Genomic DNA, 24,623 nt, shown 5'->3' with positions numbered 1-24,623 from the left:
TTGTGTACTGTTAACTTCCTATTGCTTCCTTCAGACCCTGCCGTTGGCCAGCAACGCCCTTGCAATTCGGATTATCTTCCCCTCAGTCGGGGTGATTCAGGTTTCTTTCAACCTGACGGGTTTGCCAGCTTCGCTGGGCAAACAAAAAAAGCGGAGACCATATGGCCTCCGCTTAATATGAGAACGCTAGTTACAGCATTACTTCTTAGCAAGTTTCTCTTTGATACGAGCCGACTTACCAGAACGCTCACGTAGGTAGTACAACTTGGCACGACGTACTGCACCACGGCGTTTAACTTCAATGCTATCAACCATTGGAGAATGAGTTTGGAACGTACGCTCTACGCCTTCACCGTTAGAAATCTTACGTACAGTGAATGCAGAGTGTAGACCACGGTTACGGATTGCGATTACAACGCCTTCGAAAGCCTGTAGACGCTCACGGTCACCTTCTTTTACCTTAACTTGAACTACAACTGTGTCACCAGGTGCAAAGTTAGGTAGGTCTTTTTTCATTTGCTCTTCTTCAAGAGCCTTGATGATGTTGCTCATTTTCAATATTCCTAGAATAAACTGATACTAAATTAAATAGGTTACTAAGCTCGTGTCTCTTTAATGAACTCGGCCAGTAATTGTTCCTGTTCGTCAGTCAGAGCTAGGTTTTCCAGGAGTTCTGGTCTTCTTAGCCAAGTACGGCCTAACGACTGTTTTAGTCGCCAGCGACGAATGTCCTTATGGTTACCAGACTTGAGTACCATTGGTACCTCTTTACCGTCTAACACCTCAGGTCGCGTATAGTGAGGGCAATCTAGCAAGCCATTTGCAAAAGAGTCTTCTTCTGCTGACGCGAAATCTCCTAATACCCCCGGAACAAACCGAGAGACAGAATCAATCAATGTCATGGCTGGTATTTCACCACCCGTCATCACAAAATCTCCAATTGACCATTCTTCGTCAACTTCAGATTGGATGATACGCTCATCTACCCCTTCGTAACGGCCACAAATCAGAAGCAAGTTCTCATTAGTTGCCAGTTCTTCTACTCCTTGCTGGTCGAGCTTGCGACCTTGAGGAGAGAGGTAAATGACTTTCGTCTTACCTGGTGAGGCTTGTTTGGCTGCATGGATAGCATCGCGCAAAGGCTGAACCATCATTAGCATGCCGGGGCCGCCACCATAAGGTCTATCATCAACAGTGCGATGTTTGTCGTGCGTGAAATCACGAGGATTCCAAGTCTCAATCGACAAAAGACCTTTTTTAACCGCTTGACCTGTTACTCCAAAATCAGTAACAGAACGGAACATTTCAGGAAATAGGCTAATTACGCCAACCCACATGTTTATCTCGCTCTGGTAATTTGGAGTTTAGAATCCAGGATCCCAGTCAACTTCGATCCGTTGAGCTTCGCGATCAATATTTTTGATCACTTGCTCTTCAAGGTACGGGATTAACCGTTCCTTTTGCCCGAAAGCATCTTTTAGATTTGCTTTAATTACCAAAACATCGTTGGAGCCAGTTTCTAGCATGTCTGAAACGACACCTAGATCGTAACCTTTGTCGGTTACAACTTGCATACCAATCAAATCACGCCAATAGAATTCATCTGATGGCAATTCTGGTAATACCGCAGGGTCAATTGAGATTTCAAAGTTAGTCATCAGCTGCGCTTCTTCGCGCACATCAAGACCTTCAAGTTTCACCACCAAACCTTTGTTATGGCGCTTCCAGCTTTCTACTTTGTACTCGACCCACTTTTCACCTTGCTTAATAAACCAAGGCGTGTAATCAAATATGCTTTCAGTATTGTCTGTGTAGGAAAAAACCTTGAGCCAGCCGCGAATGCCATAAGTAGCACCAAACTTGCCTACAACAATCTTGTCTTCGCTCATTGTTTCTTTACCTGTCATCGACATAAGCTAATTTCTACTTCTTAAGATAAGAATTAAGCCGCTTTTTGAGCGTCTTTAACTAGCTTAGCTACGCGGTCAGATACAGTTGCGCCTTGACCAACCCAGTGGTTAACGCGGTCTAGATCTAGACGTAGACCTTCTTCTTGACCTTGTGCAGTTGGGTTAAAGAAACCAACTTTCTCGATGAAACGGCCAGTTGCTGCATTGCGGCTGTCCGCTACTACGATTTGATAAAATGGACGCTTCTTAGCGCCGTGACGTGCCAAACGAATGGTTACCATGTCGTCCTCTTTGCTTTCTCAAAAATAAAATTAACCCCAGAAACCATCTATTGCAAAACAGTTTTTTGGGGCTCGTGCCAAAATAAAGCTCCGGAATTTTACTCTTATTCCGGAGCAATGCAAGGTATTTAGCTACTTTTTCACCAACATAAAACGTGGTTTAAGTTTGTGACCTAGCTAACACCTTGAAATTTTTATCGCTAGATGAAATTAACGCCCAAACGGATTGAAGCCACCGCCTCCCATTCCGCCCATGCCACCCATCATGCCTTGCATATTGCGCATCATGCCTTTCATACCACCCTTCTGCATTTTTTTCATCATCTTCTGCATTTGAGTGAACTGCTTTAATAGGCGGTTTACGTCTTGAACCTGTGTACCAGAACCGGCAGCGATACGCTTCTTACGTGAACCTTTAATCAGTTCTGGGCGCTGACGCTCTTTCATCGTCATTGAGTTGATGATCGCTTCCATCTGCTTAAACATCTTATCGTCAACTTTGTCTTTCACGTTGTCCGGTAAGTTGCTCATGCCTGGGAGCTTATCCATCATACCCATCATGCCGCCCATGTTTTGCATTTGGCCTAGCTGCTCGCGGAAATCTTCAAGATCGAAACCTTTCTTCTCTTTAAACTTCTTCGCCAGTTTTTCAGCTTTGTCTGTATCTACGTTGCGCTGTAAATCTTCGATAAGTGACAGTACATCACCCATCCCCAAGATACGTGAAGCAACACGATCAGGGTGGAAAGGTTCTAGTGCGTCGGTTTTCTCTCCCACACCTAAGAACTTAATCGGCTTGCCAGTAATATGACGAACAGATAGGGCTGCACCACCACGTGCATCACCATCGACTTTGGTTAGAACCACCCCGGTTAGCGGCAGTGCGTCACCAAACGCTTTAGCCGTGTTCGCAGCATCCTGACCTGTCATTGCATCAACAACGAACAGCGTCTCAACTGGGTTAATTGCGGTATGTAGCTCTTTGATCTCGCCCATCATCTGTTCATCGATCGCTAAACGACCAGCAGTATCGACAAGAAGAACGTCATAAAACTTTTTCTTCGCGTGATCGATAGCAGCGTTAGCAATATCAATTGGCTTTTGATCGGCTGAAGATGGGAAGAAGTCGACACCAACATCTGAGGCGAGTGTTTCAAGCTGCTTGATCGCCGCTGGACGATATACGTCGGCAGACACAACTAGCACTTTCTTCTTCTCACGCTCTTTTAATAGCTTTGAGAGTTTACCTACAGAAGTAGTTTTACCCGCACCTTGCAGACCCGCCATCAACACAACCGCAGGTGGCTGAGCCGCTAGGTTCAGAGCTTCGTTAGACTCACCCATAACCGCTTCAAGCTCGGCTTGAACGATCTTAATGAATTCTTGACCTGGTGTGAGAGATTTCGATACCTCAACACCTACTGCGCTCTCTTTAATACGCTTAATGAACTCACGTACAACTGGAAGTGCAACGTCAGCTTCAAGAAGTGCCATACGCACTTCACGCAGTGTCTCTTTTATATTGTCTTCGGTCAGACGACCTTTACCGCTGATGTTTTTCAGCGTTTTGGATAAGCGATCCGTTAAATTCTCAAACATCTTAGTCTCTTTACCCAGACGGTGTGCAAGGAGTCTCGCCCGTCAATATTGGCGAAAAATTACTATGAGTATACCTTAGCCAACCCAAGCTTGACACTGTCTAGATGACTTTTGATATCTCAACTCACGCAAATGAAAGCGATAAGTCATGGCTCAAGCCGTTGTTGCAGGGTATAATTTGCTAAAATTTCACCAGCCATAGAGAATAATGGACAACCTAATTGCCGTTGTTGCTGTGATACTGTATTCATTAGCAATAGCCACCATAGTACCTGGACTTGTACATCAAACAGGGATCCGCGTTAAAACCGTCTTCACCAGCGCGGCTCTTGCGCTCGCTTTTCACGCATGGTTACTTAGCGATCTTATCTTAGGCAGTTCTGGTCAAAACCTGAGTATTCTTAACGTCGCATCATTAATTGGTTTCATCATTTCGATGGTAATGAGCGCTGCGATGCTCAAAACCCGTCTATGGTTCTTACTGCCCGTTGTCTACAGCTTTTCAGCACTCAACCTAGTTGCCGCTGCCTTCTTGCCAAGTACTTTTATCACTCATCTTGAGCAAGACCCGAAACTGCTGTTACATATCTCTCTAGCGCTATTCTCATACTCTACCCTCACGATCGGTGCGCTCTACGCCATTCAGCTCGCTTGGCTCGATCACAAACTAAAGACCAAAAAAGCCTTGGTCATCAACCCTAACTTGCCTCCACTACTTATGGTGGAGCGTCAGCTGTTCAATATCATCTTGATTGGTAACCTATTACTGACGGGCACCTTACTGACTGGTTTTGTCTTCGTGCAAGACATGTTTGCTCAAGGTAAGGCGCATAAAGGCATTCTTTCGTTTGTCGCTTGGATTATTTACTCAGTGCTACTGTGGGGACATTACCAAAAAGGCTGGCGCGGAAGAAAAGTGACTTGGTTTGCAGTAGCGGGTGCAACGCTGCTAACTCTAGCCTATTTCGGTAGCCGATTTGTTCGAGAAATCATTCTTAGCTAGTTTCATCAAAGGTGCACCAGGTGCATCACTCTTATAGACCAATCAATTCACATTTTGAAAATTGACTTAGCCCCCAATTTAGGTCATAAATTAACCAAACATTACAAGGAAAAGAAAAGCTTTGGACGACATATCAACGGGTATCTTATTTGCGCTACTCGCGTGTCTTATTGTAATTTCAGGATATTTTTCAGGTTCCGAGACAGGGATGATGGCTCTGAACCGTTACCGCCTTAAGCACCTAGCCAATACAGGACATAAAGGTGCCAAGAGAGTTGAAAAGCTGCTTGACCGTCCTGACCGCTTAATCGGTTTGATCTTAATTGGCAACAACCTTGTCAACATCCTCGCTTCTGCAATCGCGACAATTCTTGGCATGCGCCTGTTCGGCGATCTTGGTGTTGCCATCGCGACGGGGGCCCTCACCATGGTTATTCTCGTCTTTGCTGAAGTGACACCGAAAACCCTCGCAGCCTTATACCCAGAACGAGTCTCTTACGCGAGTAGTATTGTTCTGACCATCTTAATGAAAGTTCTTTCACCGCTTGTCATGCTAGTAAACTTTATTACTAATGGCTTCATTCGCCTATTAGGTATCAAAGCCGATCACAATGGTGAAGACCATCTCAGCTCTGAAGAGTTACGTACAGTAGTAAACGAAGCGGGTAACCTGATCCCACGCCGTCACCAAGATATGTTGATCTCAATTCTCGATTTAGAGCATGTTACGGTTAACGATATTATGGTGCCACGCAACGAAATTACCGGCATCGATATCAACGATGACTGGAAGTCTATCGTCCGGCAGCTAACTCATTCTCCTCATGGACGAGTCGTGCTATATCGCGATCAGATTGATGAAGTCGTCGGTATGCTACGCCTACGTGAGTCTTATCGTTTGATGCTAGAAAAGAACGAGTTCACCAAAGAGACCCTGTTAAGAGCTGCTGATGAAGTCTACTTTATCCCTGAAAGTACTCCTCTTAATGTGCAGTTACTAAAATTTCAACGCAATAAAGAACGCATTGGTCTTATCGTCGACGAATATGGTGATATTAATGGCCTGATTACGTTAGAGGATATTCTTGAAGAGATCGTTGGCGAGTTCACTACATCCATCGCTCCAAGCCTCTCCGATGAGATAACGCCACAAGGTGATGGCAGCTTCCTTATCGAAGGCAGTGCCAACATTCGCGACATCAACAAAGGTCTAAAATGGTCACTACCAACAGACGGGCCTAGAACGTTAAACGGGTTAATTCTAGAACACTTAGAAGATATCCCCGAAAGTCACTTAAGTGTACACGTCTCAAATCACCCAATGGAAATTGTTGAGCTTGAAGAGAACCGCATCAAAATGGTGAAAGTGTTCCCGACTAAAAAGCAGAATAATGACTAGGATCTATTATATCCATCAGGCTCAATAGCTGTCAGACATTTAAATAGTATCAAGCTCAAACAATCAAAAAAGCCTTGGAAACAATCCAAGGCTTTTACTGTACCAAATGTCCGGATTAATCTTCGGTTACACTAAACAAGCTTTCCATATTTAGCCCTTGCTTGATTAGGATTTCGCGCAAGCGACGTAAACCTTCAACTTGGATTTGACGCACACGCTCTCGAGTTAGATTAATTTCGCGACCAACCTCTTCTAAGGTCGATGGCTCATAACCCAACAGACCAAAGCGACGCGCTAGTACCTCTTTCTGTTTTGGATTCAGTTCATCCAACCAATGGATCAGCGAATTTTTAATATCATCGTCTTGAGTTGAGACTTCAGGATCAGAGTTGTTAATATCAGGGATGATATCCAGTAGCGCTTTCTCACCATCGCCGCCAATAGGTGTATCAACCGAGCTTATGCGCTCGTTCAAGCGGAGCATCTTGCTCACGTCATCAACGGGTTTGTCTAGTTGAGTGGCTATCTCTTCTGCTGTTGGTTCATGGTCTAGCTTTTGCGAAAGCTCACGAGCGGTGCGCAAGTAGATATTGAGTTCTTTAACGACGTGAATAGGTAGACGAATCGTGCGGGTTTGGTTCATTAAAGCACGTTCGATGGTTTGACGGATCCACCAAGTCGCGTAAGTAGAAAATCTGAAGCCTCGTTCAGGATCAAACTTCTCGACCGCGCGGATCAAACCTAGATTCCCCTCTTCAATAAGATCAAGGAGTGCTAAACCACGGTTGCTGTAACGACGAGAAATTTTAACCACTAAGCGAAGATTACTTTCTATCATACGCTTACGCGCTGCTTCATCACCTCGTAATGCGCGGCGTGCGTAAAGAACTTCTTCTTCAGCGGTGAGTAGTGGAGAAAAACCAATTTCACCCAAGTACAATTGGGTTGCATCTAGGCTCTTCGTCGATGCATCAAACTCTTCTTTTGCATCTTCTACTTGAGTGGGTTTAGTGGATTGAGCGGTTTGAAGCGTTTCCATTGCTTCTTGACCGATTTCGAATTGTTCGACTTTCGTTGCTGCATTGCTGATACTCATAGCGCCTCCCCCTGGCGAGCTAGCAAGACATTACTACGTCTAATGTCGCTATTTTACCTAACAGTAAATTACTATGGTAAGTAGCGTTTTGGATTCACTGACTTACCTTGATAGCGAATTTCAAAGTGCAAACGAACTCCACTTGTGCCGGAGCTGCCCATTGTTGCAATCTTTTGGCCTGCTTTTACACTCTGTCCTTCGTGTACTAGCAACCGATCATTGTGTGCATATGCACTGAGGTAATTGTCGTTATGTTTTATAATCACAAGATTACCGTAACCACGTAGCGCATTGCCCGAATAAACGACGGTGCCGCCTGCTGTCGATACGATGGATTGACCCCGCTGTCCTGCGATATCAATACCTTTATTCCCTTGATCCCCAGCAGAAAAGTTTTTGATTACTCTCCCTTTCGTTGGCCATAACCATTTGGAAATTTTATTATTGTTAGTTTTAGGTTTGCTAACAGTATTGTTAACATTTTGTTTACCAGTAGAACCAACATACTCCTTTGATTTCGATTGATCAACCTTCTTAGAAGGATCTTTTTTCGCCGTTTGAGTGCTGTTTTTTGACTGAGTTGAGCTAAGTTTTTGATTCGAGTTTTTACTCGAAACCGACTTATTACTTGGAGTAGACGGTGTGCTAGCAGAGGATATGGCAGCTCCTGCCCCTGAGCCACCATACGCTGGCGCGTTATAGGCAGGTTGCCACAACTTAAGCTTTTGGCCGGGATAAATGGTGTATGGCTTGCTAAGCCCATTGAAACGAATAATTTCGTTTACATCTTTGTCTGTGACATAGGCAATAAAATAGAGCGTATCGCCCTTTTCAACCTCATAGAAGCTTCCTCTGTAACTTCCCCGAGAAACTGAACTGTAGTCTTTATTTAGCCCGCTAACTGGTGCAGGCATATGAGCAGCACACCCAATTAATGCGCTGCAAAATGTTAGAACCAGAGCAAAACGAGACCACAACTTCATTGCTAAGCTAAATCACCGGCTACCAGGGGAACAAACCTCACCATCTCTATCGCATCAGAAACGTAATCGTCTCCCTGCCGAGTTATCTTCAATAGCTGTTGCTCCTCAAGCCCGACGGGTATCACCATGACTCCCCCGTCTGCAAGTTGGGATAGAAGTGCCGAAGGTACAGACTCCGCAGCTGCCGTGACGATAATGGCATCAAATGGTGCCTTGGATGACCATCCTTGCCAACCATCACCATGCTTGGTTGAGACGTTGTAAATGTCGAGTTGCTTTAAGCGACGTTTCGCTTCCCATTGCAAGGCTTTAATTCGTTCGACAGAAAAGACATGATCAACGAGTTGAGCTAACACAGCGGTTTGATAACCAGAACCCGTGCCCACTTCGAGCACTTTACTTTGCCTAGTCAGGCCAAGTACTTCTGTCATCTTGGCGACGATGTAGGGCTGAGAGATAGTCTGCCCTTGTCCTATGGGTAATGCATTATTGTCATAGGCTTGATGCATCATAGCCTGAGACACGAACTGTTCTCGTGGTAAACGATAAATTGCATCAAGCACTTTCTGATCTTGAATGCCACTAGCGACAAGAAAGTCGATTAATCTGTCAGCATGTGGGTTTGCCATTCTTAGTTTTCCTTTAACCAGTTATCCATACTTGTCAGAGATTCATGTGCAGTCAGGTCAACTTGCAATGGTGTCACGGAAACAAAACCGTGCTCAATTGCAAAGAAATCGGTTCCTTCTCCCGCATCTTGTTCTTTACCCGGAGGACCTAACCAATAAATATCATGGCCTCGCGGATCTTTCTGCTTAATCATTGCCTCAGCGTGATGACGCGCACCTAGTCGAGTGACTTGTGTCCCCTTCAACTCAGAAATTGCAACATCTGGCACGTTAACATTAAGCAACCTGTTAGTCGGAATCGGTTTAGAGGCATGTTGAGACACTAAATCACGAGCGACGGCTGCAGCAGTTGCAAAGTTTTGTTTACCAACCAGAGAAAAAGCTATCGCTTGAACACCAAGGAAATGCCCCTCCATTGCCGCAGCGACAGTTCCCGAATAAAGCACATCATCGCCCAAGTTAGCACCATGATTAACCCCTGCTAACACGAGATCGGGAAGATCATCCTTCATCAGCTCATTTAACGCAAAATGAACACAATCTGTCGGTGTACCTTGAACAGAGAAAACCTTTGGAGCAATTTCAGTCACTCGCAGCGGCTGCTCTAAAGTCAGTGAGTTAGAGGCTCCGGAACGGTTACGGTCAGGAGCAACTATCGTCACCTCTGCCAACTCTCTTAACGAATCAGCTAATGCATGAATCCCTTCAGCATGAACACCATCATCATTACTTACTAAAATTTTTAGTGGTTTATTACTCATTGTAGAGACGCTCCACTTCGATTTCTTCCACGAGCTCGCGTACGATTGCTGTTGCAAAGCAGCCCGAATCTAACGAGAAATTGAGTGTGACGTGATCATCCTCGACATGCCAAGTAAGGCCTTGAGGCATCAAAGCGATCTCACGTCGCTCATGACGCATACGATTCCCACGAATCAATACCATAAGATCAGGCTCTGCATCTAGATGTGGCTGTTCAAGATCCAATGCTTGTCCTTGCGTTGGCAAGGCGTTATCACCGGCCATTGCTGCGGTGATTTGCGCTTGACCTAAAGTCACTTGCTCGGAGATCGTTGCTAGGTTGTCACTGCTGACAGAAACGCGTTCATTCCCGTGCTGAACTAAATCACCAATCACTGGCTGAGCAAATAGATCTTTTTCAATTCGCTGCGACAGAATAGTGTTGAAAATCCAAGAGCGAGCCGCTGATAAATACAGACTACGCTTATTCTGGTTTCGGGTGCGAACATTATCGCGCCCCCAGCGACGAGCTTCACTTAAATTGTTACCCTTATTGCCGAAACGCTGGCTACCAAAGTAATTCGGCACACCTCTTTTCGCTACAGACTCTAGACGAGCAATCACATCTTGCACATCACTCACTTCAGAGATGGTAACGACAAATTGGTTGCCTACCAGATCGCCTGGTCGCAATTTTTTGTTGTGACGATCAGTCGCGAGGATCTCAATACTTGGGTATTGCGCAAGGAAAGCACTAAAGTCTGGTGTATCACCTTTCGGTAGATGGACACTCAACCATTGTTCGGTAACTGCGTGACGATCTTTAAGACCCGCCCAACTAACATCTTTAGATTTCACACCACAGGCTTTGGCTAATTCATTTGCAACAAAGCTAGTATTTTCACCGGTTTTTCGGATGCGTACCATTAAGTGCTCACCGCTACCAGTGAAGTCAAAACCCAAGTTTTCGTTAACTTGAAAGTGCTCAGGTTTCGCTTTGAGCTTGCCTTTCGCGACTGGCTTACCGTTTAGGTACGCCAATGAAGATAAAATATCAGACATAGTGTTTTCCGTTACTTGGTTGCCACTTTAGGCAACCAGTAAACTATTTATTCTTTAACCAGCAACACAACCGCTTCAGTTGCAATGCCTTCTTTACGGCCAGTGAAGCCTAAGCGCTCTGTCGTTGTCGCTTTTACATTCACATTGCCAATATCCGTTTCGAGATCTTGAGCTATCACCTGGCACATGGATTCAATATGAGGTGCCATTTTTGGGGCTTGAGCCATAATGGTGACATCCGCATTACCTAGAATATAGCCTTGTTCACGTACACGGCGGTAAACATCACGCAACAAGTCTCGGCTATTAGCGCCTTTCCATTTATCATCAGTATCAGGGAAGTGGCGGCCAATATCGCCAGCCGCAATCGCCCCCAGCAGAGCGTCACACAGAGCATGCAAAGCAACGTCGCCATCAGAGTGGGCTATCAGTCCTTGCTCATAAGGCACTTCTACACCACCAATAATGACAGGGCCTTCTCCGCCAAATTTGTGTACATCAAAGCCGTGACCAATTCGAATCATGAGTTATCCTTTGTTTCTTTTTAGATAAAACTCAGCGAGCGCTAAATCTTCTGGTTGGGTTATTTTTATATTGTCAGCTCGACCTTGCACTAAGGCTGGCTTTTCTCCTACCCATTCCATTGCCGACGCTTCATCGGTGATAGCAACACCACTGGCAAGCGCCTTGGTCAATGCATCCGTTAACGGCCGAGTTTTAAACAGTTGTGGAGTCAATGCATGCCACAATGCTTCTCTTTCTACAGTGTGTTCAATATTTTGAGCGCCATTTGCGCGTTTCATGGTATCTCTTACCGGCGCCGCAAGAATGCAACCTAATTGGTTTTTCTGCCCAACTTCAAGTAAGCCATCGACATCAGTTAAGTCGAAACATGGTCTCGCCGCATCATGAACTAGTACCCACTCAGCCAAATGATTCTGCTCAATATAATTGAGCGCAGATAAAACGGAGTCTGCACGCTCCTTGCCACCAGAGACTCTAATTACGTCTGGGTTGCCAGACAATGATAGCTCTGGGTAGTATGGGTCACCATCAGTAATCGCGACGACGACCTTATTCACCGCTGGGTGAGAAAGCAGTTTTTCGACAGTATGTTCTAATACGGTGTGACCTTGGATCTCAAGGTATTGTTTCGGACGATCAGCCTTCATACGACTACCGACTCCTGCAGCAGGAACGACAGCAACGACAGACATTCGACAAGTTGAAGACATCTAGTTGTCCTCTCCTACAATGCGGTAGAAAGTCTCTCCCTCTTTGATCATGCCTAGTTGATGGCGTGCTCGCTCTTCAATCGCATCAAGCCCTTGACGCAAATCGTCAATCTCGGCAAACATTTCATCATTGCGAGTTTGTAGGCTGCCATTAACCTGATGCTGAACTTGGGTTTCAGCACTTACAGACTGAAAATCTGAAATACCATTTTTGCCGAACCACAGTTCAAACTGTAGCCAGCCCAATACTAGGGTTAGGGTCAGTGCAAAAATCCGCATACCGTCATTCAAAGAAGAGAGATAAAGAAAGACCACATATATATCACAATGTCGCGATGCAAGCGAGATTGGACTATGTGGCCTTAATAAAGAATGTATCTATATGAGAGGCTTAGTTGGTCATCAGGAACACAAGTAAGCCCACACCTAGAATTAAGCGGTAGATAACAAATGGTGTCATTCCCATCCGTGAAATCAGCTTCAAGAAGAAATGAATACAGATGTAGGCACTAATGAATGAAGTGACGATTCCTGTGATCAAAAAGCCAACATGAATTGGCTCACCACTAGTGACTAACTTCAGCCCTAAATACCCACCAGCCAATAGAATAATTGGGATCGACATTAAAAATGAAAAACGCGCAGCTGCTTCACGAGTAAAACCAAGGTAGAGCGCGGCGGTAATGGTCGCGCCTGAGCGAGAGGTGCCAGGAATCATGGCCAGCGCCTGAGCAACACCTATAAACAACGCCTTCTTCCAATCGGCTTGGTATTCGTCATCCGCTAACTTAGAGTTTTTATCTACATACCACAGCAGTAGACCAAACACTATGGTCGTGGTCGCAATCACCCAAGCACTGCGCAAATAGAGCTCAATGATATCTTTCATCAACAAGCCAAACAGACATGCAGGGATGGTGGCCAATACAATCATCCACGCCAGCTTAGCTTCTTTGCTACGCTCGCCTTTAAAAATCGAACCTAAAAAAGCAGAAAGTAGGCTAATCACCTCTTTGCGGAAGTAAATAACGACTGCAGCCAAAGTGCCTACGTGCACCGCAACGTCGAAAGCAAGCCCTTGGTCTTCCCAACCAAGAATAGCTGATGGAAGAATTAGATGCGCCGAGCTAGAAATCGGCAAGAATTCGGTTAGCCCTTGAATCAAAGCAAGGATAAAGGCTTCAAAATAACTCATTTAAATCTCTAATTTATTTGTGGTTTGTCGTCCCTGGGTCTGTTGACCTACTTAAACCACACTGGGACAGGTTCTAGTTGTGTGTCAAACTGGCTCTGTTGCCAAATCTGCTCAATCGTTCGCCCATCAGATGGAACAACCAGTTGTGGGCAAAGCTCAAACAGTGGTTTAAGCACAAACGCATACTTGAATATGTCACTTCGTGGCAACTGCGGGTTTTCAACCGAGGTCTGCTCACCAAACAAGATAATATCGAGGTCAATCGTTCGAGGCTCAAGCTTGCCGGCATTCTCAGCACGCCCCCATTTAAGCTCGATTTTACGAAGTTTGCGTGAAAAATCGCTTAAATTTAACGAGGTTTTCATTTCTACGACAAGATTGTAGAACGCGTGACTGTCAAAACCGATGGAATCACACTGATAAATCGTCGACAAACGAAGTTCAGCGTCTATCGTACTTAACTCAGCGATCGCGGCTTCAATATGCTTACGTCGTTCGATGTTGGAACCAATACCTATATAGGTGGTGATCATTGAATGCCTCGTTCAATCACCACACCCACTCCTTTAGCCTGTGGTACTGCACCTGGTTTAGTTAGTCGAATCTTAATCCAAGGCACACTGAAACGGGTCATGATCAACTCAGCTATCTCTTCTGCTACTCGCTCAACCAGTAGGAAACGTCCGCCTTGGATGTGGGTAAGCACAGCTTCACTTACCTGTGCATAATCAAGCGCATCAACCACATCATCACTTTTACCTGCAGGGCGGTTATCGTGAGCCATTTCGATATCAAGCACCAATTTTTGCTTGATCTCTTGCTCCCAATCGTACACGCCGATCGTAGTGATTACTTCCAGTTGCTCAATAAATACTTTATCCATCTGCTACTTCCTATGGGGCGAGTATCCAACAGGTCGGATACCCAAATTGGCTAAAAAGTCGTACTCTTTGACACTCAAACTTTGCCGATCTTGTAGTGCGAGAGCGTTAGGCGCGCTATGATATCAGTTACTTGCTTGGCTAACACCTGTTTCAGACGAGTTACTCTACTATGACACCAATAGCTCTGATTATGATCATCTTTGCCTATCTTTTGGGTTCGATCTCGAGTGCGGTACTGATTTGTCGAGTTTTGCGTCTGCCTGATCCTCGAGGTGTTGGTTCCCACAACCCCGGAGCCACTAACGTACTGCGAATCGGTGGAAAAAAGGCCGCTGTTTCCGTACTGCTGTGCGATATGCTGAAGGGCACAATTCCTGTGTGGGGTGGGTATTTCTTACAGATTGACCCTATCATTCTTGGTGTCATCGCCATCGCGGCCTGCTTGGGGCACATGTACCCGCTGTTTTTCCACTTTAAAGGCGGTAAAGGAGTAGCCACTGCGTTAGGCGCAATCGCTCCAATTGGCTTCGACCTGACTGGAATGATCATTGCTACCTGGATTAGTGTGGCTTTTTTATTCCGCTACTCTTCCCTTGCAGCGATAGTAACGGTACTTCTCGCCCCGTTTTACACTTGGATGGTCAAACCCCAATACACACTTCCAGTCGCCATGTTGTGCTGCTTGATCATCTTCCGCCATCACCAAAACATTAAGCGCTTGTTCGAAGGAACCGAGCCTAAAGTGGGTGAAAAGAAAAACGGATTAAATAAAGCCTCTTAAATAGAGGCTAATAATAGGTTAGGCGTAAACTCGCGCTAAGAACTTGCTCAGCATCTCGGTGACAAAGTCAGCTTGCTCCAAATTAGATATATGTCCTGCATTCGGGATCTGGATGAGCTCAGAGCCCGATATACAATCATTCATCAAGTATGACTCTAGCACTGGGCGAGGTTTATCTTCTTGTCCTACCGCAATCAGAACAGGTAGCGCGAACTTCTCAATATCCTCGATTTGATCGCGACGGCCAAATACCATACGTCCAATACGAGCGACTTCCACGGCCTTGTCGCCTTTTAACTCGCGCAGTGATTGAGCAAAACGTTCTACCAGTTGTGGATTCTCTTGCCCGGCATTATTGGCAAAAAATAGTGGCGTCACTGCTTCAACCAACATCTCTGGAACTGTCTGCGTTTGGCTAATGGTATCTAACATGGCGAAGTACTTGGCATGAGCGACTTCTGGCTCTAGACCCACAAAGGTATCCATCAATACCAAAGATTCGACTCGCTGCGGTACTAGACTCACAACCTCCGTACCCCACATACCGCCAACAGAAAGACCAACAATTGAAAAATTCTCAACATTAAGGTGATCCATCAAAGCGACAATCTGCTTAGCATAATCTGTAAGAGAACGCGTTGTTTGAGGAGCAAAATCAGACTCTCCATGCGCCCATAATTCAGGAACAATACAGCGATAGTGCTGGCTTAGTGCTGCCACTTGAGGTGCCCACATTGCGCTGTCCCAAAGGTAACTATGACCAAATACGATTACAGGGCCTTGACCAACATCTTGATAGGCCATTTCGCGGCCATCTACAGCAAATTTATTCACGCTTATCTCCATTGGGGTCGAACCCTAATTGTTTTTATAAAGTTTGAGCATTGAAGTAAACAAAAGGCCGCTGCGTGAGCGACCTTCTCTATAAAGGCAAAGCTTTATTTAATCGGCTCTAATTGATCGATAGGCCAACGTGGTATGGCTTGTACTGAAAGATCAGACACTTCACCATTTTTCAGACGTTGCATACCTGCATACGCGATCATCGCGCCATTATCGGTACAGAATTCAGTACGTGGATAGTAGACTTCTCCACCAATTTTATTCGCTAGCGTCTCTAGATCCGCACGTAAGCGGCGGTTAGCACTCACGCCGCCCGCAATCACGATACGCTTAAAGCCAGTCTGCTCTAGCGCACGCTTACACTTAATAGTTAATGTCGCACACACAGCTTCTTCAAAGGCTAATGCGATATCTGCACGAGTTTGCTCGTCATCACCATTTGCCGCAATAGTATTAGCAGTAAATGTTTTTAAACCAGAGAAACTCATATCAAGGCCCGGTCTATCCGTCATCGGACGCGGGAACTTAAATCGACCTGGCGTACCTTTTTCAGCAAGCTTAGACAGTAAAGGACCACCTGGGTAATCCAAGCCCATCAGCTTAGCCGTCTTATCAAACGCTTCACCTGCAGCATCATCAATCGACTCACCCAGGATTTTGTATTCTCCGATGCCCTTAACTTCCACCATCATGGTATGGCCACCTGAAACCAAGACAGCGACAAATGGGAAAGGTGGTGGGTTATCTTCAAGCATTGGCGCTAACAGGTGCCCTTCCATATGATGGACAGGGACAGCAGGCACCCCCCAAGCGTATGCGATACTACGACCAATCGTTGCGCCAACGAGCAGCGCCCCGACCAAACCAGGACCGGCAGTATAAGCGACGCCATCGATATCTTTCGGTGCTAGATTAGCCTCAGCCAATGCCGCTTTAATAAGAGGGATAGTTTTCTTTACATGATCGCGTGATGCCAACTCTGGTACTACACCGCCGTAATCAGCATGCAGTTTTACCTGGCTATATAGTTGATGAGAAAGCAGTCCTTTCTCATCATCGTAAATTGCGATTCCTGTTTCATCACAAGAGGTTTCGATACCAATAATGCGCATGGTTTACCTTGGATGTCTCTGTCTAGTATTCAAAATTGGCGCAATCTTACCGCGCCTTTGCTTCTCAAACAAATTTTGTGCAAACTCTACCCAACAAAATACTTTACAAAGCTAGTGTGATCGGATTAAAATTCCGCACCATTTTTGATCAAGCTGATTATAGACCTAGCGAACAAGCTAAGTCGTATGAAGTCAGCATTAACGAATTAACCCCTGAGGTGAAAGGCATATGCCAGTAGTTAAAGTACGTGAAAACGAACCGTTCGACGTTGCACTACGTCGTTTCAAACGCTCTTGCGAAAAAGCAGGTATCCTTTCTGAAGTGCGTCGTCGTGAGCACTACGAAAAACCAACTACAGTTCGCAAACGCGCTAAAGCAGCAGCACAAAAGCGTCACGCTAAGAAGCTAGCTCGCGAAAACGCTCGTCGCGTTCGCCTGTACTAATAGCTAAGTCCTAAAGGATTATAGTTATGGCTCTGATTGACAAACTCAAAGAAGAGCAAAAATTAGCGATGAAAGCCAAAGACAAAACGCGCCTTGGCACTATTCGTTTAGCTCTGTCAGCCATTAAGCAACGTGAAGTTGACGAACAGATCACTCTGGGCGACGACGACATTCTCGCAGTGCTGACCAAAATGGTTAAACAACGTCGCGACTCTGTAGCTCAATTTGAATCAGCAGGTCGTCAAGATCTTGCAGATGCTGAGAAAGCTGAAATCACAGTACTTGAGGACTTTATGCCTCAACCGCTTACTGAAGATGAAGTGTCTGCACTTGTAGAAAGTGCTATTACTGATTCGGGAGCTGCGGGCATGCAGGACATGGGTAAAGTGATGGGTGTTCTTAAGCCTCAGATTCAAGGGCGTGCAGATATGGGTAAAGTAAGCGGTTTAGTTCGCGCTAAACTGGCTTAATATCCCAACCCAATTACTACAAGCCGTGCTATCCTTCGGAATGCGCGGCTTGTTTGTATCTACCTCTTAACTATTTACATACTCTATTTAGTGAAGAGTATAGTTAGTGCATTTTTCTAAGGTTTTATGGCAGGAACAATCCCTCGTAGCTTCATTGATGACCTCCTCGCTCGACTTGATATTGTCGACATCATAGACGCTCGCGTAAAACTTAAGAAAAAAGGCAAAAACTATAGCGCATGTTGCCCATTCCACAACGAAAAAACCCCCTCTTTTAGTGTTTCGCAGGAGAAGCAGTTCTATCACTGTTTTGGCTGTGGTGCTCATGGTAACGCCATCGATTTCATGATGGAGTATGAGCGCTTGGAATTTCCTGAAGCCATTGAAGAGCTAGCCTCTTTCCTAGGCCTAGAGGTTCAACGCGAACAGCGCCAAGGCGGAAGTTTTCAGTCCAATCAGCCTAAGGTAAGCACTGAAAAGAAACGTAACCTCTACGATTTGATGGGCAGTATTAGCCAGTTTTATCGTGACCAACTCAAGCAGCCTAAAAGCAAAATTGCCATTGATTACCTCAAAGATCGTGGTCTATCAGGCCAAATCGTGCAGAAGTTTGGTATCGGTTATGTCGCAGATGAATGGGATCTAGTACGTAAGAACTTCGGTCAGACACCCCAAACGCAAGAGATGCTTGTCGATGGTGGCATGCTGATCGAAAACGACAAAGGTAATCGCTACGACCGCTTCCGTGGTCGTGTGATGTTCCCTATTCATGATCGTCGTGGCCGAGTGATCGGATTTGGTGGACGTGTCATCGGTGACGGTACACCAAAGTACCTCAACTCACCGGAAACCCCTATTTTCCATAAAGGTAAAGAACTGTATGGCCTATATGAAGTCATGCAAGCTTACCGCGAGCCTCCTCAGATCTTAGTAGTTGAGGGTTATATGGATGTGGTGGCGTTAGCGCAGTATGGCGTTGATTACTCAGTTGCTTCCCTTGGTACCTCAACCACGGGAGACCATGTCCAGCTACTATTTCGTCAAACCAATACTGTCGTGTGTTGCTACGATGGCGACCGCGCAGGTAAAGAAGCAGCATGGCGTGCACTTGAGAATGCACTGCAATATCTAAAGACAGGTAATACGCTTAAGTTCTTATTCTTACCCGATGGTGAAGATCCAGACAGCTATATCCGAAAATACGGTAAAGAAGCGTTTGAGCAACGAATAGAGCAAGCCACTCCTTTATCAAGCTATCTATTCGACAACTTAATCGAGATTAACAATTTAAATCTCGGTAGCAATGAAGGTAAGTCAGCACTTCGAGCTCACGCGAGTGCATTGATCGATAAGATTCCCGATCCGTACTTCCAAGAACTACTAGAAAAATTACTCGATGAGCGCACAGGTTTTGATAATCGCCTGCGCCAAGCTCGCAAAAAAAGTAGCGAAACTCGACCTCAACCGCATAAAGAGATCAAACGAACGCCAATGCGCGAAGTGATCGCTTTGCTTATTCAAAATCCGAGCTATGCTGAAATGGTACCAGACCTCTCAACTGTGAGGGAGTTAACAGTACCCGGGCTCAGTTTATTCGTCGAGGTGCTTGATTATTGTCATCAGCACCCCAATATCACTACGGGCCAGTTATTAGAATATTGGCGAAATAGTAGCCATGAGGCGCTCTTATCTCGTCTTGCAGGGTGGGAAATCCCCCTCGACGAAGATAATGAACAAGATATATTTTTAGATTCACTGGATAAAATTCTTGCCCAGTGCGTCGAAAAACAAATTGAAAACCTGCAGGCCAAAGAAAGAAGTGTCGGTTTATCAACCGAAGAAAGAAGGGAGCTGCTAGCTTTGATGCTAGATTTAAAAGCGTAACCCTGTTCGAATAGTCAGCAATAAATAAATTTGTTAAGATGTGTGGTTTGCAACTCGCATACTAATTCCTTCACTAGATACTAAGTTGGATACCGTCTATGGATCAAAATCCGCAGTCACAGCTAAAACAACTTGTCATTAAAGGCAAGGAACAAGGCTATCTGACGTACGCAGAAGTAAACGACCACCTACCGGCAGAAATTGTCGATTCAGAGCAGGTCGAAGATATCATTCAGATGATCAACGATATGGGCATTCGAGTAGTAGAAACTGCTCCAGATGCTGATGATCTTGCACTGAATGACGATGATACAATTACCGATGAAGATGCGGCTGAAGCTGCTGCTGCTGCGCTTTCAAGCGTAGAGAACGAAATCGGCCGCACTACTGACCCAGTACGTATGTACATGCGTGAAATGGGTACTGTTGAGCTATTGACTCGTGAAGGCGAGATCGATATTGCGAAACGAATTGAAGATGGTATCAACCAAGTTCAAAATTCAGTAGCAGAGTATCCAGGCACTATCCCATACATCCTTGAGCAATTTGATAGAATTCAGGCTGAAGAGCTACGTCTTACCGACCTTATTACAGGTTTCGTAGACCCAGACGCTGATGAGACTGCTGCACCGACAGCAACGCACATCGGTTCTGAGCTTGCTGAGTCAGATCTTGAAGATGAAGATGCTGAAGAGAAAGACGAAGAAGAGTCTGAGGACGATGAGGAAGAAGAGGAAGATACAGGTATCGATCCTGAGCTTGCTCTAGAGAAGTTCACAGCACTACGTAATACTTTCCAAAACTATCAACTTGCGTGTAACGAGTACGGTAACGAGAGCCCGAAAGCGACGCTAGCGCACGAGATGGTTATTGATGTATTCAAAGAGTTCCGTCTAACACCTAAACAGTTCGACTACCTAGTTGAAGAGCTACGCACTTCTATGGAACGTGTACGTACTCAAGAACGCCTGATCATGAAAGCGTCTGTAGAGTACGGCAAGATGCCTAAGAAATCGTTCATTACACTGTTTACAGGTAATGAATCAAGCGAAGCGTGGTTGGATGAGATTCTATCTTCTGACAAACCATACGCGGAGAAGATCCGTCGCAGCGAAGACGATATCCGTCGCTCGATTTCGAAACTGAAAGTGATCGAAGAAGAGACATCACTAACGGTACAGAACATCAAAGACATCAGCCGTCGTATGTCTATCGGTGAAGCAAAAGCTCGCCGTGCGAAGAAAGAGATGGTTGAAGCGAACTTACGTCTAGTAATCTCTATTGCTAAGAAATACACCAACCGTGGTCTACAATTCTTGGATCTGATCCAAGAAGGTAACATCGGCTTGATGAAAGCAGTAGACAAGTTTGAATACCGTCGTGGTTACAAGTTCTCGACTTATGCAACTTGGTGGATCCGTCAGGCGATCACTCGCTCTATTGCAGACCAAGCGCGTACTATTCGTATTCCGGTACATATGATCGAAACGATCAACAAGCTTAACCGTATCTCACGCCAAATGCTGCAAGAGATGGGTCGTGAGCCATTGCCGGAAGAACTGGCTGAGCGCATGCAGATGCCAGAAGATAAGATCCGCAAAGTACTGAAGATTGCTAAAGAGCCTATCTCGATGGAGACACCAATTGGTGACGACGAAGATTCGCATCTAGGTGATTTCATCGAAGATACAACACTTGAGCTGCCTCTAGATTCTGCCACTTCTGGCAGCCTAAAAGTAGCTACTAAAGATGTTCTTGCTGGCCTTACTCCTCGTGAAGCTAAAGTACTGCGTATGCGCTTTGGTATCGACATGAACACTGACCACACTCTAGAAGAGGTGGGTAAGCAGTTCGATGTTACTCGTGAGCGTATCCGTCAGATCGAAGCAAAAGCACTACGTAAACTTCGTCACCCTAGCCGTTCAGAAACTCTGCGCAGCTTCCTAGACGAATAAACTTCTTCGTTTTGCTATGATTGATGAAAAGGTGAGCACTAGCTCACCTTTTTTATTGCTTAACGATTTAAGTGGATAAAATCTAAGCGCATTTACCCTAGTTCGCATCTAGACAGCCAGATCTGCATCCCCTATAATCATTGCCCTACAAGGCCCCTTAGCTCAGTGGTTAGAGCAGTCGACTCATAATCGATTGGTCCCCAGTTCAAGTCTGGGAGGGGCCACCACTCTCTCTTCCGTATATGTACACTACATTCCACAATCCCTTTTAAAACCTATACTTTCCATAGTTTTATCATCCGTATTGCGCCACAGGCACCTTTTACCATCCACGATTTATTGTACCATTCAATGTACCACAATAATTTTTGGACATTTTCGGTGGTACATTATGGCTAGAACGACATTACCGTTAACCAATACTCAGGTTAAACAAGCAAAAGAAAAAGATAAAAATTATGCCCTATCGGATGGCGGCGGGTTAGAACTGAGAGTAAAAACTAATGGCTCTAAGCTATGGGTCCTCAAGTACACTCACCCTATCACCAAGAAGAGAACCAATATCAGTTTTGGTAGGTATCCAGATATGTCTTTAGCCCAAGCTCGGAAGAAAAGGGAAGAGGCTAAGCAACTACTCGTAGAGAATATCGACCCTAAACAACATAGAGACAACCAACTCAAACGAGAAAAAGAAGCATTATCAAATACCTTCCAAAAATATGCTGATAAATGGCTTGAGTTAAAAAGACAAAACGTTAAACCAGAAACGGCTGAGAAGGCTTACCAGAATCTAGGTAAACACATTCTTCCCAAACTCGGTAGCATAGCCATCACAGACGTAAAACCCCGCCTTGTGGTCGAGATATTGGAGCCTGTTAAAGCTAATGGTTCTTTGGAGACCGTTAAGCGACTGTGTAGGATAATAAATGAAGTAATGAGGGTCGCAGTTGCTAGTGGGGCAATTGAAGTGAACTATTTAAGCGATATCACCAAATTGTTCCCTGCCCCCAAAACTCAAAATATGGCAACCATCAAGCCAGAAGAGCTTCCAGAGCTTATGCACAACCTAAATCATGCCAGCATAACCAAAACCATACGTTGCTTGCTTGAATGGCAACTACATACCATGACCCGCCCTATTGAAGCTGCTACCACTCGCTGGGCTGACATTGACCTTGAGAATGAAGTTTGGGTAGTACCTGCCGAACGTATGAAAATGAAAAGGCCTCATACGGTCCCGCTAACACCTCAAACACTCTCTCTACTCAAAACAATGGAACCCATTAGCGGGCATAGAGAATATGTCTTCCCGAGCCATAGAGACCCGAATAGACACGTGAATAGTCAGTCAGCAAATATGGCGTTGAAGCGTATGGGCTTTGAGGGGCGATTGGTATCTCATGGTCTAAGAGCTTTAGCTAGCACCACCCTAAATGAGCAGAGCTTTGCTCCTGACGTGATTGAGGCTGCATTAGCGCATATTGATAGGAATGAGGTTAGAAGAGCCTACAACAGAGCTGAATATCTGGAGCAGAGGCGTAAACTGATGTGCTGGTGGAGCGAGCATATAGTAGACGCCGCCACTGGCAACGTCTCGATTGCTGGTCAGAAGGGATTAAAGTTGGTTGGATAAGATACCCCCCCCCACTTTAGGCAAGTGGGGGGATATCACAATTAGAAGTCAGCTAAAGGTTAGCATTCTTGGTCTTAATCATTCAACTCAAAAATTACTATAACCCATTGACAACTAAGTCATTAATTTTATTAAGAATATCTTTTATGGATTCACCATTCGAACGTTTCGCATGAGCCAGTATTGATAATTCAGCCAAAGACATATGTGTTGTATTTTTAGCATTAAACTCCGGAATATTCACTGGTGGTCTAATTTTGAAAGAGCGACTATCATTAGAATTTTCCATATAAGATTTTACACTCGGAGCATTCAAAATAGCACAAATAAAATGTGCTTCATCCAATCCAATGAAGGTACCATCCTCTCTTTGTGAAATGCTCACTGCATGGTTCTGGAATAAGGGTCTCTTAACCTCGCCCCATGGAGTTTCAAGTTCACTAACTACCGCAGCCTGCCACTTGGTGTTATCACGAAAACAAACAAAATGTTTTCCATACGTATAAGCACCGACACGAGCAAGAGAATAGAATGCACTTACGTTTTTCTCCCCGATTATCTTGTCATTGTAATCCGTCTGTTGCTCCAAAATATTTTTGTTGGTTGTGAAGTATTTTGCCAACATTGGTGAATTGCTATTTAGCACCTTAATTGATAGAGCTTTTCGACTCCCCTCTTCATACGGGAATGGAACATAAAACGCCGTCTCTTTTACATGGAACGGTTCAATCTGAGTCCCTTTAACCAATGGATAAATGTACTTCTTCTCCAGCAATATGTTAGTTTTTCTCAGCTTGTATTTTGACCGAGTCCCTCCTTGGTAGTTAGTAAACTCTAACTTACCTTTATTCTCCTTAATAAATTCTAATAAAAACAACTCTTGTGGAAAGAACTCAACCCCTTCTCGTCCTTTATAAATAGATTCACCAACAATAGACTTATAGTCATTCAATTGCTCAAGGTCTTTAGCGTAACTAAAAATATTATTGCCACTGTGAATGGTTCCTGCCAGCTGCGTAGACACGTCAAACTTATCTGCAACAGCTTCAAAGCTTGATACATTGGATATCTCAAGCAAAGTAGGCCCCCTTTTCTTGCTAACAAAGTGTAATGGGATTCCTTTTACGTAATCTCGCTCTTTTCTTGAATATACATATGTAGAAAATTTGATTGTAACTGGCTTAAAAGGGTGTCCCGCTTTACTCCAATCAAAAAGCTCTTGTAGATACAGCCTTCCATCAGAGATTTCAAAATTTCTAAACCCCTCATATGTTTGCTGAAAAATCAGATTGTGAGGCATCAAAAAAGACAACACCCCTGTATTAGAAAGCCAATTTTCTGCTGCTACATTTGAGATTAAAGCGCAAATATTGAGATTTATACCTCCAGTAACTCCATCACCAGAAAATAAATGCCTCTGCAAACAAAGAGCTTTAACTCTCTCTCTATATCCTGCTGGTAAATTTTTCCAGTCAATCCAAGG

At 44.9% G+C, this 24,623-nt stretch carries 27 protein-coding genes and 1 tRNA gene; 9 read left to right on the top strand and 19 right to left on the bottom strand.

Annotation, left to right across the window (positions count from 1 at the left end; all coding sequences use genetic code 11):
* Nucleotides 1-198 precede the first annotated feature (198 nt).
* From rplS to ffh, 5 genes are all read right to left on the bottom strand, one after another.
* Nucleotides 199-552, bottom strand: coding sequence for a 50S ribosomal protein L19 (rplS, locus tag QTO00_RS02215; RefSeq protein WP_004742596.1), 354 nt, complete (start codon nucleotides 550-552; stop codon nucleotides 199-201).
* Nucleotides 553-596: 44 nt separating this feature from the next.
* Nucleotides 597-1,337, bottom strand: a complete 741-nt coding sequence (gene trmD / locus QTO00_RS02210) for a tRNA (guanosine(37)-N1)-methyltransferase TrmD (RefSeq protein ID WP_038207835.1) — start codon at nucleotides 1,335-1,337, stop codon at nucleotides 597-599.
* A gap of 27 nt (nucleotides 1,338-1,364) precedes the next feature.
* The gene (gene rimM, locus QTO00_RS02205) at nucleotides 1,365-1,913 is read right to left on the bottom strand and encodes a ribosome maturation factor RimM (RefSeq protein ID WP_038207838.1); all 549 of its coding nucleotides are present in this window, start codon (nucleotides 1,911-1,913) and stop codon (nucleotides 1,365-1,367) included.
* Between the two features lie 29 nt (nucleotides 1,914-1,942).
* On the bottom strand, nucleotides 1,943-2,191 hold the full coding sequence (rpsP, locus tag QTO00_RS02200; RefSeq protein WP_038207841.1) for a 30S ribosomal protein S16: 249 nt from the start codon (nucleotides 2,189-2,191) through the stop codon (nucleotides 1,943-1,945).
* Between the two features lie 210 nt (nucleotides 2,192-2,401).
* Entirely contained in the window at nucleotides 2,402-3,790 is a 1,389-nt protein-coding gene (gene ffh / locus QTO00_RS02195) for a signal recognition particle protein (RefSeq protein WP_331422683.1), read from the bottom strand.
* 208 nt (nucleotides 3,791-3,998) lie between these two features.
* Here ffh and QTO00_RS02190 point away from each other — a divergent pair, with 208 nt between their 5' ends.
* Both QTO00_RS02190 and QTO00_RS02185 read left to right on the top strand, forming a co-directional pair.
* Nucleotides 3,999-4,793, top strand: coding sequence for a cytochrome C assembly family protein (locus QTO00_RS02190; RefSeq protein ID WP_331422681.1), 795 nt, complete (start codon nucleotides 3,999-4,001; stop codon nucleotides 4,791-4,793).
* A 121-nt stretch (nucleotides 4,794-4,914) separates the two neighbouring features.
* Entirely contained in the window at nucleotides 4,915-6,192 is a 1,278-nt protein-coding gene (locus QTO00_RS02185) for an HlyC/CorC family transporter (RefSeq protein WP_331422679.1), read from the top strand.
* A gap of 115 nt (nucleotides 6,193-6,307) precedes the next feature.
* Here the strand turns inward: QTO00_RS02185 and rpoS are convergent, their stop codons facing one another.
* The 11 genes from rpoS to folB all read right to left on the bottom strand — a co-directional run bounded on the left by rpoS (nucleotide 6,308) and on the right by folB (nucleotide 14,016).
* Complete coding sequence (gene rpoS, locus QTO00_RS02180; protein WP_331422678.1) at nucleotides 6,308-7,288, bottom strand: RNA polymerase sigma factor RpoS; 981 nt, start codon at nucleotides 7,286-7,288, stop codon at nucleotides 6,308-6,310.
* A 71-nt stretch (nucleotides 7,289-7,359) separates the two neighbouring features.
* Nucleotides 7,360-8,271 carry a murein hydrolase activator NlpD gene (gene nlpD / locus QTO00_RS02175; RefSeq protein ID WP_331422677.1) on the bottom strand — a complete coding sequence of 304 codons (912 nt, stop codon included), beginning with the start codon at nucleotides 8,269-8,271 and terminating at the stop codon, nucleotides 7,360-7,362.
* Nucleotides 8,272-8,273: 2 nt separating this feature from the next.
* The gene (locus QTO00_RS02170; protein WP_331422676.1) at nucleotides 8,274-8,900 is read right to left on the bottom strand and encodes a protein-L-isoaspartate(D-aspartate) O-methyltransferase; all 627 of its coding nucleotides are present in this window, start codon (nucleotides 8,898-8,900) and stop codon (nucleotides 8,274-8,276) included.
* A 2-nt stretch (nucleotides 8,901-8,902) separates the two neighbouring features.
* Nucleotides 8,903-9,661 carry a 5'/3'-nucleotidase SurE gene (gene surE / locus QTO00_RS02165; RefSeq protein ID WP_331422675.1) on the bottom strand — a complete coding sequence of 253 codons (759 nt, stop codon included), beginning with the start codon at nucleotides 9,659-9,661 and terminating at the stop codon, nucleotides 8,903-8,905.
* Nucleotides 9,654-10,703, bottom strand: a complete 1,050-nt coding sequence (gene truD, locus QTO00_RS02160; protein ID WP_331422673.1) for a tRNA pseudouridine(13) synthase TruD — start codon at nucleotides 10,701-10,703, stop codon at nucleotides 9,654-9,656. Before truD ends, surE begins: the two co-directional genes overlap by 8 nt.
* A 47-nt stretch (nucleotides 10,704-10,750) precedes the next feature.
* The gene (gene ispF, locus QTO00_RS02155; RefSeq protein ID WP_038207863.1) at nucleotides 10,751-11,227 is read right to left on the bottom strand and encodes a 2-C-methyl-D-erythritol 2,4-cyclodiphosphate synthase; all 477 of its coding nucleotides are present in this window, start codon (nucleotides 11,225-11,227) and stop codon (nucleotides 10,751-10,753) included.
* 3 nt (nucleotides 11,228-11,230) lie between these two features.
* On the bottom strand, nucleotides 11,231-11,938 hold the full coding sequence (gene ispD / locus QTO00_RS02150) for a 2-C-methyl-D-erythritol 4-phosphate cytidylyltransferase (RefSeq protein WP_331422671.1): 708 nt from the start codon (nucleotides 11,936-11,938) through the stop codon (nucleotides 11,231-11,233).
* Nucleotides 11,939-12,217 carry a cell division protein FtsB gene (gene ftsB, locus QTO00_RS02145; protein ID WP_331422670.1) on the bottom strand — a complete coding sequence of 93 codons (279 nt, stop codon included), beginning with the start codon at nucleotides 12,215-12,217 and terminating at the stop codon, nucleotides 11,939-11,941.
* A 112-nt stretch (nucleotides 12,218-12,329) separates the two neighbouring features.
* Nucleotides 12,330-13,133 (bottom strand): undecaprenyl-diphosphate phosphatase, encoded by an 804-nt coding sequence (locus QTO00_RS02140; RefSeq protein WP_331422669.1) that lies wholly within the window; start codon nucleotides 13,131-13,133, stop codon nucleotides 12,330-12,332.
* Between the two features lie 47 nt (nucleotides 13,134-13,180).
* A complete protein-coding gene (folK, locus tag QTO00_RS02135) occupies nucleotides 13,181-13,666 on the bottom strand; it encodes a 2-amino-4-hydroxy-6-hydroxymethyldihydropteridine diphosphokinase (RefSeq protein WP_331422668.1) in 486 nt (161 codons plus the stop codon).
* Nucleotides 13,663-14,016 (bottom strand): bifunctional dihydroneopterin aldolase/7,8-dihydroneopterin epimerase, encoded by a 354-nt coding sequence (gene folB, locus QTO00_RS02130; protein ID WP_331422667.1) that lies wholly within the window; start codon nucleotides 14,014-14,016, stop codon nucleotides 13,663-13,665. The genes folK and folB overlap by 4 nt, the downstream gene beginning before the upstream one ends.
* Nucleotides 14,017-14,186: 170 nt before the next feature.
* Between folB and plsY the strand changes: the two genes are divergently transcribed.
* Nucleotides 14,187-14,798: a glycerol-3-phosphate 1-O-acyltransferase PlsY gene (gene plsY / locus QTO00_RS02125; protein WP_331422666.1), complete on the top strand. Its 612-nt coding sequence runs from the start codon at nucleotides 14,187-14,189 to the stop codon at nucleotides 14,796-14,798.
* An 18-nt stretch (nucleotides 14,799-14,816) separates the two neighbouring features.
* Here plsY and QTO00_RS02120 read toward each other — a convergent pair whose 3' ends face one another.
* Both QTO00_RS02120 and tsaD read right to left on the bottom strand, forming a co-directional pair.
* On the bottom strand, nucleotides 14,817-15,632 hold the full coding sequence (locus tag QTO00_RS02120) for an alpha/beta fold hydrolase (protein WP_331422665.1): 816 nt from the start codon (nucleotides 15,630-15,632) through the stop codon (nucleotides 14,817-14,819).
* Between the two features lie 104 nt (nucleotides 15,633-15,736).
* A complete protein-coding gene (gene tsaD / locus QTO00_RS02115; protein WP_331422664.1) occupies nucleotides 15,737-16,753 on the bottom strand; it encodes a tRNA (adenosine(37)-N6)-threonylcarbamoyltransferase complex transferase subunit TsaD in 1,017 nt (338 codons plus the stop codon).
* A 229-nt stretch (nucleotides 16,754-16,982) separates the two neighbouring features.
* Between tsaD and rpsU the strand changes: the two genes are divergently transcribed.
* From rpsU to QTO00_RS02085, 6 genes are all read left to right on the top strand, one after another.
* On the top strand, nucleotides 16,983-17,198 hold the full coding sequence (gene rpsU, locus QTO00_RS02110) for a 30S ribosomal protein S21 (protein WP_001145625.1): 216 nt from the start codon (nucleotides 16,983-16,985) through the stop codon (nucleotides 17,196-17,198).
* A gap of 26 nt (nucleotides 17,199-17,224) precedes the next feature.
* Complete coding sequence (locus tag QTO00_RS02105; RefSeq protein WP_331422663.1) at nucleotides 17,225-17,668, top strand: GatB/YqeY domain-containing protein; 444 nt, start codon at nucleotides 17,225-17,227, stop codon at nucleotides 17,666-17,668.
* A gap of 126 nt (nucleotides 17,669-17,794) precedes the next feature.
* On the top strand, nucleotides 17,795-19,552 hold the full coding sequence (gene dnaG / locus QTO00_RS02100; protein ID WP_331422662.1) for a DNA primase: 1,758 nt from the start codon (nucleotides 17,795-17,797) through the stop codon (nucleotides 19,550-19,552).
* Nucleotides 19,553-19,650: 98 nt separating this feature from the next.
* The gene (rpoD, locus tag QTO00_RS02095) at nucleotides 19,651-21,507 is read left to right on the top strand and encodes an RNA polymerase sigma factor RpoD (RefSeq protein WP_331422661.1); all 1,857 of its coding nucleotides are present in this window, start codon (nucleotides 19,651-19,653) and stop codon (nucleotides 21,505-21,507) included.
* 151 nt (nucleotides 21,508-21,658) lie between these two features.
* Nucleotides 21,659-21,734: transfer RNA gene (locus tag QTO00_RS02090), tRNA-Ile, on the top strand.
* Nucleotides 21,735-21,898: 164 nt separating this feature from the next.
* Nucleotides 21,899-23,140, top strand: a complete 1,242-nt coding sequence (locus tag QTO00_RS02085; protein ID WP_331422660.1) for an integrase domain-containing protein — start codon at nucleotides 21,899-21,901, stop codon at nucleotides 23,138-23,140.
* 97 nt (nucleotides 23,141-23,237) lie between these two features.
* Here the strand turns inward: QTO00_RS02085 and QTO00_RS02080 are convergent.
* The coding region (locus QTO00_RS02080; RefSeq protein WP_331422659.1) for a hypothetical protein at nucleotides 23,238-24,623 on the bottom strand (1,386 nt) is incomplete at its 5' end.

Origin of the sequence: Vibrio sp. M260118 (assembly GCF_036533755.1) — a bacterium.
GTDB lineage: Bacteria > Pseudomonadota > Gammaproteobacteria > Enterobacterales > Vibrionaceae > Vibrio.
Note: the sequence above shows the minus strand (reverse complement) of the source record. Positions and strands in the feature narration are given on the sequence as shown.